The sequence below is a fragment of the Brevibacterium renqingii genome (genome assembly GCF_017808095.1).
Classification (GTDB): domain Bacteria; phylum Actinomycetota; class Actinomycetes; order Actinomycetales; family Brevibacteriaceae; genus Brevibacterium; species Brevibacterium renqingii.
In genome coordinates this window covers 269,149-282,054 of the sequence record NZ_JADBHG010000003.1, presented here as the reverse complement: position 1 = coordinate 282,054, position 12,906 = coordinate 269,149, and the positions used below count along the sequence as shown (strand labels likewise).

Annotated in this window: 7 protein-coding genes; all 7 read right to left on the bottom strand. The window is 67.6% G+C overall.

Going from position 1 to position 12,906, the window contains the following annotated elements:
• Positions 1 to 205 precede the first annotated feature (205 nt).
• A complete protein-coding gene (locus IIE29_RS08680) occupies positions 206 to 1,615 on the bottom strand; it encodes a dicarboxylate/amino acid:cation symporter (protein ID WP_209324838.1) in 1,410 nt (469 codons plus the stop codon).
• A 179-nt stretch (positions 1,616 to 1,794) separates the two neighbouring features.
• The gene (pyk, locus tag IIE29_RS08675) at positions 1,795 to 3,342 is read right to left on the bottom strand and encodes a pyruvate kinase (protein ID WP_209324837.1); all 1,548 of its coding nucleotides are present in this window, start codon (positions 3,340 to 3,342) and stop codon (positions 1,795 to 1,797) included.
• 115 nt (positions 3,343 to 3,457) lie between these two features.
• Positions 3,458 to 4,900 carry a glutamate synthase subunit beta gene (locus tag IIE29_RS08670; protein ID WP_209324836.1) on the bottom strand — a complete coding sequence of 481 codons (1,443 nt, stop codon included), beginning with the start codon at positions 4,898 to 4,900 and terminating at the stop codon, positions 3,458 to 3,460.
• On the bottom strand, positions 4,893 to 9,593 hold the full coding sequence (gltB, locus tag IIE29_RS08665) for a glutamate synthase large subunit (RefSeq protein WP_209324835.1): 4,701 nt from the start codon (positions 9,591 to 9,593) through the stop codon (positions 4,893 to 4,895). Before gltB ends, IIE29_RS08670 begins: the two co-directional genes overlap by 8 nt.
• 182 nt (positions 9,594 to 9,775) lie before the next feature.
• Positions 9,776 to 10,882 (bottom strand): prolipoprotein diacylglyceryl transferase, encoded by a 1,107-nt coding sequence (locus tag IIE29_RS08660; RefSeq protein ID WP_209324834.1) that lies wholly within the window; start codon positions 10,880 to 10,882, stop codon positions 9,776 to 9,778.
• Entirely contained in the window at positions 10,879 to 11,670 is a 792-nt protein-coding gene (gene trpA, locus IIE29_RS08655) for a tryptophan synthase subunit alpha (RefSeq protein ID WP_209324833.1), read from the bottom strand. Before trpA ends, IIE29_RS08660 begins: the two co-directional genes overlap by 4 nt.
• Positions 11,667 to 12,881 carry a tryptophan synthase subunit beta gene (gene trpB, locus IIE29_RS08650; protein ID WP_209324832.1) on the bottom strand — a complete coding sequence of 405 codons (1,215 nt, stop codon included), beginning with the start codon at positions 12,879 to 12,881 and terminating at the stop codon, positions 11,667 to 11,669. The genes trpA and trpB overlap by 4 nt, the downstream gene beginning before the upstream one ends.
• Between the last annotated feature and the right edge of the window lie 25 nt (positions 12,882 to 12,906).

Here is a 12,906-nt window from a genome sequence, read left to right as displayed (position 1 = left end):
TCGCGGCCATTTCCTCGGTGCGCTGACCACAAACAGTGCTCGACTGGGCGGCGGCTCGCAGGAGCACAGGCGAGGGAGCCGCAGATCCCGACAGTCCGGTCGTCCTCACCGCGCAGACCGCGGGTGTCAGACACGCTGACCGGCATGAACGAGACGCTCATGCCGGCCCGGCTGTCACCGGGTCGCGTTCGACCCGGGCTCCGACTCAGTCGCGCATCCGGCCGACGGCGGCTTCGCCGACGGGTTCGCGTGCGGCGCCTTCTGCGGCGATCGCCTCCTCGGTCTCGGCCTCCTCCTCGACCGGAACGTAGCCGTTGATGCGCTGCGCATCAAAGCGTTCGACATCCAGGATCTCATGCCGCTTGGCCACGATGGCCGGGATGAGCGCCTGACCGGAGACGTTGAGCGCTGTCCGGCCCATGTCGACGATCGGCTCGATCGCCAGCAGCAGGCCGACGCCCTCGAGAGGCAGGCCCAGAGTCGACAGCGTGAGCGTGAGCATCACGGTGGCGCCGGTGGTGCCCGCCGTCGCCGCCGATCCGATGACCGCGACGAAGATGATGAGCAGGTACTGGATGAGTGAAAGGTCGACGCCGAAGAACTGCGCGACGAACACCGCGGCGATGGCCGGATAGATCGCGGCGCAGCCGTCCATCTTCGTCGTCGAGCCGAAGGGCACGGCGAAGGCCGCATAGCTCTGCGGCACACCGAAGTTGTCGGTCGCGACCTTCTGCGTCACGGGCATCGTCCCGATCGAGGACCGGGAGACGAATCCCATCTGAGTGGCGGGCCACACACCGGAGAAGTACTGCCGGACCGAGAGACCATTGGCCTTGGCCAGTGCCGGATAGACGCCGAAGAACACGATGGCCAGTCCCATGTAGACGGCCACGACGAACCACAGCAGCGAACCCATCGTCGACCAGCCGTAGGAGTTCACCGCATTGCCGATCAGGCCCAGGGTGCCGATCGGGGCGATGCGCACGATCCACCACACGACCTTCTGCACCACGGCCAGGGCCGCCTCGGTGAACTCGAGGAACGGTTCCGCGGCCTTGCCGACCTTGACGGCGGCGATGCCGATGGCACCCGAGACGATGATGAGCTGGAGGATGTTGAAGTCGACTTCGGAGCTCAGGCCTCCGGCTTCATCGGCCGAGGTGGCCACTTCGAGTCCGAGGAAGTTCACCGGCACCAGCCCGGTGAGGAAACCGATCCAGCTGCCCTGCGAATCCGGAGCGGATCCGCTCAGTGAGGTGGCATCGGCGTGCGCGCCCGGTTGGATGACGACGCCGAGGATGAGGCCGATGAGCACGGCAATGAGGGCGGTGAGCGCGAACCACAGCAGGGTCGACACGGCGAGTCGGGCGGCATTGGTGACCTTGCGCAGATTGCCGATGCTCGCGATGATCGCGGTGATGACCAGTGGGACCACAGCGGCCTTGAGGAGAGTCACATAGGACGATCCGATGGTGTCGAGCGTCTGCCCGAGCCAGTTGTCTTCGGTTCCGCTGACCGGACCCCATGACCGCGCGATGAGCCCGAGGATGACACCGGCGATGAGTGCGATGGTCACCTGCACTCCGAATGACTTGCTCCATGCGGGCAGTCTCATGTGATAACTCTCCTAGCTGTTCCTTCCCGCGTTCTGCTGCGGGGAGTGTTCGACAGGAACAACTGTTGAGCAATTCTGGAAATTCCGCAAATCCGTGTGAGCTGCGCCGCATGCGCAAACCGGCGGCGCCCGACCCTGATTCGGATCGGACGCCGCCGGCGTCGTCGACTCTCGCGGGCTCAGTGCCGGGGCGAGCCGCCCTCCCGGACGATCGGGACCTCACGGGTGATCGGGGATTCGGGAACGACCCCGTATCCGGCCAGCGGGTCCTCCTCGGAGTCCGAGGCGTCCTGGTAGGCGGCCGTGACGCCCTTGGCGGCATCGCCGATGGAATGGATGCGCAGGGCGTTCGTCGAGCCGGGGATCCCAGGAGGAGAACCGGCCACGAGGATGCTCTGGTCCCCTTCGCGAGCGGTGCCGTCGGCGAGCAGGACCGCGTCGACCTGCCTGGCCATCTGGTCGGTGTGCCGCACCGGCTTGACGAGATACGGCCGCACTCCCCAGGTCAGGGCCAGCTGATGGCGGACCTGCGCGTCGGGGGTGAAGCCGAGGATCGGCCAGGCCGGGCGCAGACGCGACATCCGGCGCACCGAATCACCGGTCTGTGAGAACGTGCACAGCAAGTCGATGTCGAGTTGCTGAGCAATCTGTACGGCCGCCGCGGTCACCGCTCCGCCCTTCGTATGCGGCACAGTGCCCAGCGGCGGAATCCGGTCGAGACCGTGCTCCTCGGTGGAGCCGATGATCCGACTCATCGTCCGGATCGCCTCGACCCAGTGGGCGCCGACCGACGTCTCCCCGGAGAGCATGAGCGCATCGGCGCCGTCGAGGACGGCGTTCGCGCAGTCACTGGCCTCGGCCCGGGTGGGGCGCGAGGCTTCGATCATGGTCTCGAGCATCTGCGTGGCCACGATGACCGGCTTCGCCTGCTGACGCGCGATCTCGACAGCGCGCTTCTGCACGATCGGGACCTGCTCGAGCGGCAGCTCGACTCCGAGGTCTCCCCGGGCGACCATGATGCCGTCGAATGCGTCGATGACCTCATCGAGCCGGTCGACGGCCTGAGGCTTCTCGAGCTTGGCGATGACGGGCGCGGTGATCCCGACCTCGTCCATGACGGCGCGCACATCGTCCATGTCCTCCGGGCTGCGGACGAAGGACAGCGCGACCCAGTCGAAGCCGAGCTGCAGCCCCCACTTGAGGTCGTCGATGTCCTTCTCCGACAGGGCCGGGACGGACACCGGCACGCCGGGCAGGTTGATGCCCTTGTGGTTGGAGATGGTTCCGCCGATCTCCACCTCGGTGACCACCTCGGTGTCGGTGACCTCGGTGGCGCGCAGGCGCAGGCGCCCGTCGTCGATGAGCAGCGGATCGCCGACGGAGACGTCCTCGGCCAGGGTCGGAAGCGTCGTGCTCACGATTTCGGCGGTGCCGGACACATCACGGCTGGTGATCGTGAAGGCGGATCCTTCGGTGAGCTCCTCCTTGCCGTTGGCGAAGGTGCCCACGCGGATCTTCGGCCCCTGCAGGTCGAGCAGCACGGCGACCGCCCGTCCGGTGTCGAGGGCCGCCTGTCGGACCCATGCGAACTTCTCCTCGTGTTCGTCTCGGGTTCCGTGGCTGAGGTTGAATCGCGCGACGTCGACTCCTTCATCGACGAGTGCGCGGATCTCTTCGTAGGAATTCTGGTTCGGACCTAAAGTTGCGACTATCTTTGCACGCCTCATGCACTCCACCCTACCTGCATCGCGACGACGGCTTCGACTCGTCCGCCGGGATGCGTTCTCGTTCGGCTGCCGGCACCTCAGTGTGCCAGCGTCTCAATGTTCGACATTTTTCATCTTACTTGAACCCGATGTCACGCGGGGTGACGGGGGCAGGCAGCCGCGTCGATCCGGTGAGGTACCGGTCGACCTCGGCGGCCGCGGCACGTCCCTCCGCGATCCCCCAGACGATGAGCGACTGGCCGCGGCCGGCGTCTCCGGCGACGAAGACACCGGCGGTCGCGGTCTGAAAGGAGTCGTCGCGGCAGAAGGCTCCTGACTCATCGAGGTCGAGGCCGAGCGCTTCGGATTCGGGGCCGGAGAAGCCGAGGGCCAGCAGGACGAGATCGGCTTTGAGCACGTGTTCTGTGCCCGGGGTCGGGATCCGGCGTCCGTCGAGGAACTGCGTCTCGGATACCTCGATGCCGCGGACCGCTGAGTTCCGGTCGCCGACGAAACCCGTGGTCGAGGCCAGGTAGCGCCGGACGCCTCCCTCCTCGTGCGAGGTCTGGACCTCGAAGATCCGCGGAACCGTCGGCCAGGGATCGCTCTCGCTGCGTTCGGTGGGAGGCTTGTCCCCGATCGCCAGGGTCGTCACCGAGGCGGCCTTCTGTCGCAGGGCCGTGCCGAGGCAGTCGGCGCCCGTGTCGCCGCCGCCGATGATGATGACATGTCTGCCCGCCGCGTCGATACCCGGAACGGAGTCCTCACCTGCCTGCGCCCTGTTCGAGGGCACGAGGTAGTCCATGGCGAATTCGACGCCTGCGAGTTCCCGTCCGGGCACGGGCATGTCCCGCGGCACCGTCGCACCGGTGCACACGACGACGGCGTCGAAGCGAGCTCGGACGTCCTCGAGCGTGAGTTCCGCGCCGATCTCGACCGCGGTCTCGAAGCGTGTGCCCTCGGCCCGCATCTGTTCGAGCCGGCGGTCGATGTGGTGCTTCTCGAGTTTGAAATCGGGGATCCCGTAGCGCAGGAGCCCGCCCAGGCGCTCGTCGCGTTCGTAGACGACGACCGTGTGTCCGGCCCGAGTCAGCTGCTGGGCGCAGGCGAGTCCCGCAGGTCCGGAGCCGATGACGGCCACGGTATGCCCGGAGATCCGGTCAGGGATCTCCGGGGCGATGAGGCCCGCGGCGAAACCCTGGTCGACGATGCTGACCTCGACCTGTTTGATCGTCACCGGCGGTTGGTTGATGCCGAGCACACAAGCGCTCTCACACGGGGCCGGACAGGCCCGGCCGGTGAATTCCGGGAAGTTGTTCGTCGCGTGCAGGAGTTCCACGGCGCGCGAGAGCTCGCCGCGGTGCATCGCGTCGTTGAATTCCGGGATGAGATTGCCCAGGGGGCACCCCTGATGGCAGAAGGGCACACCGCAGTCCATGCAGCGAGACGCCTGGCGGCGCAGCTGCTCGGGGTCGCCTTCTTCGTGGACCTCACGAAAGTCCATCAGCCGGATCGGAACGGGTCGCCGCTTCGGCAGCTCACGGTCGGTGACGGTGAGGAATCCGTGCGGATCAGCCATGGGTGACCTCCAGAATGGTGTTCCAGACGGCCTCGGAGTCGGGCTCGTGCCCGGCGGCGGCGAGATCGGCCTGGATGTCGCGGACGGCTTGGTAGGCGACGGGAATGATCTTCGTGAAGCGGGAGAGGACGTCCTCGCCGCGGCGGAGCCCCTCGAGGAGTTCGTCCGCCAGAGGCGAGCCCGTCCGGTCGAGGTGTTCGCCGAGGAGGCGCTCGAGGACCGTCATGTCGTCGACGCCGACTCCGGTGAACCGGAACACGCCTGCCGCGCGCTCGTCGGGATTGAGCCGGGCAGGATTGAAGTCGAGGACGTAGGCGGTTCCGCCGGACATGCCGGCTGCGAAGTTCCGTCCGGTTGCGCCGAGGATGACGGCCACGCCCCCGGTCATGTACTCCAGGCCGTGGTCGCCGATCCCTTCGACGACGGCCTCGGCACCCGAGTTGCGGACCAGGAACCGCTCCCCCACCTGGCCGCAGACGAAGAGCCTGCCCGAGGTGGCTCCGTAGCCGAGCACATTGCCGGCGATCACGTCGTGTTCGGGTCGGGTCCGGCTGAGCTCGCCGGGACGGACGCTGATGATGCCGCCGGACAGGCCCTTGCCGACGTAGTCATTGGCGTCTCCGGACAGGCAGATGCTCACACCCTTGGGCAGGTAGGCGCCGAGCGACTGGCCGGCCGTGCCGCCCAGTTCGAGGCGGATCGTGTCCTCGGACAGTCCGCGTGCGGCGTGCGACCGGGTGACGTGATGGCCGAGCAGCGTGCCGACCGATCGGTCGGTGTTCTCGATCCTCGAACTGATCGTCACCGGCCTGCCGGTGGCGATCGCCTCGGCGGCCTGTTCGAGCAGCCGGGGATCGAGCTCTCCGGCGAAGTCGCGGGTCACCGGACCGGAGCCTTTGCGCGCTCCGGTCGTCGACCCCGAGGGGTCGGCGGGGACGGTGAGGATCGACTGGAGATCGAGGTGGAGGCCGGTGGCGGCGGCCCGTTCCTCATCGATGCGCAGACGCTCCACGGCCCCGATCGCCTCGTCGAGGGTGCGGAAGCCCAGTTGTGCGAGGTGGCCGCGCACTTCCTCGGCGATGAAGGTGAAGAAGTTCACGACGTGATCGGCCTGGCCTCGGTAGCGCTCGCGCAGCACCGGGTTCTGGGTGGCGATCCCGACGGGACAGGTGTCCTTGTGGCAGACGCGCATCATGATGCAGCCGGAGACGACGAGCGCGGTGGTCGCGAACCCGAATTCCTCGGCGCCGAGCAGAGCGGCGATAATGACGTCGCGACCGGTCTTGAGCTGACCGTCGACCTGGACGCTCACTCGATCGCGGAGACCGTTGAGCACGAGCGTCTGCTGCGCCTCGGCCAAGCCCAGCTCCCATGGGGTTCCGGCATGCTTGAGCGAGCCGAGCGGGCTCGCTCCCGTGCCGCCGTCATGACCGGAGATGAGGACGACGTCGGCTCCGGCCTTCGCCACCCCCGCCGCGACGGTGCCCACACCGATCGCGGAGACGAGTTTGACGTGGACCCGGGCTCGGGCGTTGGCCCGGCCGAGGTCGTGGATCAGCTGGGCGAGATCCTCGATCGAGTAGATGTCGTGGTGCGGCGGCGGAGAGATCAGGCCCACTCCGGGGGTCGCGTGACGGGTCTTCGCGATCCAGGGGTAGACCTTCTCCCCCGGAAGCTGTCCGCCTTCCCCGGGTTTTGCTCCCTGCGCCATCTTGATCTGCAGATCGTCGGCTTCGGTGAGGTAGTGGCTGGTCACCCCGAAGCGTCCGGAGGCGATCTGCTTGATCGCCGAACGCCGCTCGGGGTCGACCAGCCGGTCGGCGTCTTCCCCGCCCTCGCCGGTGTTCGACTTCCCGCCGATCCGATTCATCGCGATCGCCAGCGTCTCGTGAGCCTCGCGTGAGATCGAGCCGTAGCTCATCGCCCCGGTCGAGAAACGGCGCATGATCGCTTCGGCCGGTTCGACCTCGGAGATGTCGATCGGACCCGAGTCTCCGGGCACGAGTTCGAACAGACCGCGCAGGGTCATCAGCTCCCGCGACTGCTCGTCGATCGCCGCCGTGTACTCGGAGAAGATGTCGAAGCGCTTCGTCGCCGTCGCGTGCTGGAGCTTGAAGATCGTCTCCGGGCTGAACAGGTGGCCCGGGCCCTCCCGGCGCCACTGGTATTCCCCGCCGCCGCGCAGCGGCCGGTGGGCCGGCTTCGGATGGTCGTCGCGGTAGGCATCGGCGTGCCTGGCCGAGTTGTCCGCGGCGATGTCTGCGATGGTCTTGCCGCCGAGCTGATGCGGCGTCGAGGTGAAGTGGCGGTCGACGAGTTCGGCGGCCAGTCCGACCGCCTCGAAGGTCTGCGCTCCGTGGTAGGACCGCACTGTCGAGATGCCCATCTTCGACATGATCTTGAGCATGCCTTTGTTGAGCGCGGTGAGCACGTTCGCAACCGCCGCGGTCTCGGTGATCCCGCGGATCCGGTCGGCCCGCACGAGCTCTTCGGCGGACTCCATGAGCAGATAGGGGTTGACCGCGGAGGCGCCGAACGCCACGAGCGTGGCCGCATGGTGGACCTCGCGGACGTCTCCGGCCTCGACGACGATGCTCACCCGGGTCCGCGTGCGCTGACGCACGAGATGGTGGTGGAGGGCGGAGGTGAGCAGGAGGGAGGGGATCGGCGCGAGATCGGCTGTGGACTCACGGTCGCTGACCACGATGAACACGACGCCTGCGGCGACGGCGGCGCTCGCCTCGGCGCACAGCGCCTCGATCCGTTCCTCCATGGCATCGGCTCCGGCGTTGACGGAGTAGAGCCCGGACAGGGTCACCGTCGCTCGCGGGGCCGCCGTGCCGAGGTGGTCGCCGCGGATGTGGGCGATGGCGGCGAGTTCGTCGTTGTCGATGACCGGGCGGTCCAGAATGATGTGCGCGGAGTCGGTCCGGCCGTGTTCGAGGAGGTTGCCCTCCCGTCCGAGTCCGGCGGCCATACTGGTCACGATGTGTTCGCGGAGCGAGTCGAGCGGCGGATTCGTCACCTGCGCGAAATTCTGGTGGAAGTAGTCGAAGAGCAGACGGGGCCGTGCGGACAGGCCTGCGATCGCGGTGTCGGTGCCCATCGCCCCGAGGGGTTCGGCGCCTGTCTCGGCCATCGGGGCGATGAGGAGGCGCAGCTCCTCCTCGGTGTAGCCGAATGTCCGCTGCCGGCGGCGCACCGAGGCCTGCGGGTGGCTGACGTGCACGCGGGTGGGCAGCTCCTCGAGGCGCTTCGAGCTCTGCTTCACCCAGTCCGCGTAGGGGTGTTGAGCGGAGAGCCGATTCTTGATCTCGGTGTCGGAGATGATCCGCTCGGTCTCGGTGTCGACGAGGAACATCCGTCCCGGGGTCAGGCGTCCTCGGGCGACGATCTCGGCTTCGTCGACGTCGACCACGCCGACCTCGCTGGCGAGCACGACCGTGTCGTTCGTCATCACATAGCGGGCGGGGCGCAGACCGTTGCGGTCGAGCACGGCACCGGCCAGGCGCCCGTCGGTGAAGGCCACGCAGGCGGGTCCGTCCCAGGGCTCCATGAGCAGGGAGTGGTATTCGTAGAATGCTCTGCGGGATTCGCCCATGCCCGGATTGTTCTCCCAGGCTTCGGGGATCATCATGAGCATCGCCTGCGGCAGCGAGCGGCCGGCGGCGACTAAGAGTTCGAGTACGGCGTTGAAGGAGGCCGAGTCGGACGCACCCGGAGGCACGATAGGGCACACCCGCTCGAGGCTGTTCGAGGTCGTCGGCACCGGTGAGGAGAGCAGCTCGGAGTCGAGTTGGGACTCGCGGGCCTGCATCCAGTTCCGGTTGCCGCGCACGGTGTTGATCTCACCGTTGTGGGCGATCGTGCCGAAGGGCTGCGCGAGCTGCCAGGAGGGGAAGGTGTTCGTCGAGAACCGCGAGTGGACGAGCGCGATCCGCGAGGTCAGGCGTTCGTCGTTCAGTTCGGTGTAGAAGCCGGACAGCTGCCCGGTCGAGAGCATGCCTTTGTAGGTGATCGTCGCCGGTGACAGCGAGGGGAAGTAGGTGCCCTCGGCATCGAGCCGCTTCCGGATGATGTAGGCGCGGCGACGGAGGTCCTCGGCGTCTTCGGCCGGATAGTCGGCGTCGAGGACGAAGAAGACCTGGCGCATCCGGGGCTGCGTCGAGCGCGCGGTCTCGCCGAGCACGCTCTCGTCGTGCGGCACATCGCGCACGGCGAGCACGTTCAGCCCCTCTTCGGCGGCGATCCGGCGGACGGTGTCCTCTTCGGCGTTCCCATCGTCGGTGCCCGGTTCGGGCAGTCCGCAGGCGGCATCGGCGGTCACGGCCGCGGTTGTGCCGATGAGGTCACGACGATAGTCCTGGGAGAAGAAGCCGATCCCTGTCGCGTACTCGCCGACAGCCGGGAGTTCGACTCCCTGTTCGCTCAGCACTCGGCAGAAGTAGTCGTGGGGGATCTGGAGCGTGATGCCCGCTCCGTCGCCGGTGCCTTCGTCCGAGCCGATGCCGCCTCGGTGCTCGAGCCTGCGCAGAGCGGTCAGAGCCTGGTCGACGACCTCGTGGTCGGCCGGTCCGCGATAGCGGACGATGAGGGCGAGACCGCACGCATCGTGTTCGAGGGCCGGATCGTAGAGGCCTGCGCGGCCGGGCGGGGACGAGGACTTCGGAGTCGTGCGATTCTTCTGTGCCATCAGCTGCCTTCCCGGTGCGGTGCTTCCGAAAAGACGGCGCTGTCCTCTGCGGTTCGGACGTGTCATCGGAAGAGTTCCGAGGACCCACCTGTGAGACGTCCCTCACAGGCGGAATCTCAATCTACACGAACCGCTGCCTGCGCTGAACGATCGGAAAGGCTCGAACTGTGAACCTATTCGTCTCAGCGCTCGGGACTTGAGGGCTCCTGTCCCGAAGACGGCGCCTCCATCCGGGCTCCGGGCTGGACACCCGTCCGGCCGCGGACATCGGGCACGATGGAGATCGCGGAGGTCACCGCACCGAAGAATCCGAAGCTGTGCGCACCTCGGAGGGCGATCGCTTCCTCGTCGTCGGGAGCGGGCGGCTGCGCCGCCCCGGCCGCTCGTGCGGCTTCCTGACGCGCGATGGACGGATGGCCGGCACCGGCGTCCGCGGCCGGGTCCTGCGTGGACCGATCTGCCGGCCGCCGAACGTTCGTGCCGGTCCCCGTCTCGACGACATACGGTATGGATCCCGTCATCGGCGCGTTGACTTCGTATGTGTGCTTGCCGCGATCGCGACGTCGGATCAGGGTGCGGGCCTGATGGACGTAGACGCCGCGCTCCTGCGTCCGGTGACGCAGCCGCGAGACGATCAGCCAGACGAACCCGACGAACAGGGTCAGTGCAGCGGTCCACACATTGAGCGAGAGGCCCAGCACCTCACGAGCGTGTGCCGCCGCCGGGGTGCCGATGCGCAGCGCCTCCAGCATGACTCGGCCGAGCCCGAAGAGGCACAGGTAGAGGGCGAAGACCTGCCCGTAGCCCAGACGCAGCCGCTTCGAGATGATGATGAGGGCGATGCAGCCGAACAGGTTCCATGCCGATTCGACGATAATGGACGGCAGGTTGACCCTGCCGTCGAACCAGTCGCCCCAGGCTCCGGCCACCTGACCGAGGATGAGGCCGGGAGCGACCGCATCGAGGAAGGGCAGGATGCGGATTCCCTGATATCGCGTGAGCAGCACGGCGGTGACCAACCCGACGAGCAGCGCGCCCCAGAAGCTGAATCCGCCGTCCCAGACGGCCAGCGCCCGCAGCGGGCTGATGCCGGGTCCGAAATAGGTGTCCAGCGACAGCAGCACATGACCGAGACGACCCCCGACCACGGCTGCTGGGACTGTGACCACCGTGATCGCCCACAGGTCGCCCTTGTGACCACCGCGTGCTCGCCATTGGATCGCCGTCATCCACAGGGCTAGGCCGATGCCGAGGATGACGAACAGGGCCCATGCCGGGCTGAAGCTCATGCACATCCTTCTGCGAGTTCGGCAGCGAGTTCGCCGAGCCCGCGCACCCCATCGGTGTCGAGGGACTTGACCAGCGCGGATCCGACGATGACGCCGTCGGCGTAGTCGGCGACCTCTGCGGCCTGGGCGCGCGTGGAGACTCCGAGTCCGACACAGGCCCGCTGAGCGCCGGCCTCTCTGAGTCGGGAGACGAGGTCACGTGCGTGGTTGTCGACCTCGGCCCGGACTCCGGTCACGCCCATGGTGGACGCGGCATAGACGAATCCGCGCGTCTGGGCGACGATGCGTGCGATGCGCTCGGGTGTGGACGAGGGTGCGGCCAGGAAGATCCTGTCGAGGTCGTAGTCGTCCGAGGCGGCCAACCAGGGATCGGCTTCGTCCGGGATGAGGTCGGGGGTGATGATCCCGGCCCCGCCGGCGGAGTCGAGATCGCGGGCGAAGTCGGCGATGCCGTATTGGACGATGAGGTTCCAGTAGCTCATGACCACGGCCGTGCCGCCAGCCTCGGCGATGGCGGAGACGGCGGTGAGCACGTCCTTGGTCCGGACTCCGCCCACGAGCGCCCGTTCCGCGGCCCGCTGGATGACCGGGCCGTCCATGCCCGGGTCGGAATAGGGCATTCCGACCTCGACGATGTCGACGCCGGACTTCACGAGTTCGACCATGGCCTCGATCGATCCCTCGACCGAGGGGAAGCCGACGGGAAGGTAGCCGATGAGGGCGGCCTTGCGACCGGCCTCGGCGACGGCGGTGAGAGTCGTGCCCGTGCGGGGACCTGCTGCTGTCATACCTGCACAGCTCCTTCGTCGAGGTAGTCGAACCATTTGGCGGCGGTCGTCATGTCCTTGTCGCCGCGGCCGGAGAGATTGACGAGCAGAACTGCGTCGGGACCGAGTTCGCGGCCGACGCGCATGGCACCGGCCAGAGCATGTGCCGATTCGATCGCGGGAATGATCCCTTCGGTGCGCGAGAGCAGGCGCATGGCCTCCATCGCGTCCTCGTCGACGACGGGTTCGTAGGTGACCCGTTCGATGTCGTGGAGGTGGGAGTGCTCGGGACCCACCGACGGGTAGTCGAGACCGGCCGAAACCGAGTGCGAGCCGCGAGTCTGGCCGTCCTCGTCCTGCAGGATGTACGTGGCGGACCCGTGGAGGACGCCGGGCCGCCCGCCGGAGAAGCGGGCCGCGTGACGGCCGGAGTCGATTCCCTCTCCCCCGGCCTCGAAGCCGAAGATCCTGACGTCGGCATCGGCGAGGAAAGCGGCGAAGATGCCCATCGCGTTCGATCCTCCTCCGACGCAGGCGCAGACGGCGTCGGGCAGACGCCCGGCCGCCTCGATGATCTGTTCGCGGGCCTCGATTCCGATGACGTTCTGGAAGGAGCGGACCATCGCCGGGAACGGGTGCGGTCCGGCGACGGTGCCGATGACGTAGTGGGTGGCGTCGACGTTGGCCACCCAATCCCGCATGGCTTCGTTCATCGCATCCTTGAGCGTGCGGGTGCCATTGGTCACCGCATTGACCGTGGCGCCGAGCAGACGCATGCGCGCGACGTTGAGAGCCTGACGCTGAGTGTCCTCCTCGCCCATGTAGACGACGCACTCCATGTCCAGCAGAGCCGCAGCCGTCGCGGTGGCGACCCCGTGCTGACCGGCGCCGGTCTCGGCGATCAGACGGGACTTGCCCATGCGCTTGGCCAGCAGTGCCTGGGCCACGGCGTTGTTGATCTTGTGGCTGCCCGTGTGGTTGAGGTCCTCGCGCTTGAGGAACACACGAGCGCCGCCGCAGTGCTCGGCGAAGCGAGTGGCCTCGGTGAGCAGCGAGGGCCTGCCGATGTAGCTGCGCTGCAGCTCGAGGAGTTCGTCGGTGAAGGCGGGATCGACCTGGGATTTGCGCCAGGTCTCCTCGATCTCGTCGAGCGCCGGGATCAGCGCTTCGGGGATGAATCTGCCTCCGAACTCGCCGAAGTACGGCCCGGTCTCCTGGCTCACATCGTTCATTGCGGTCCTTCTCGATCTCATCGTC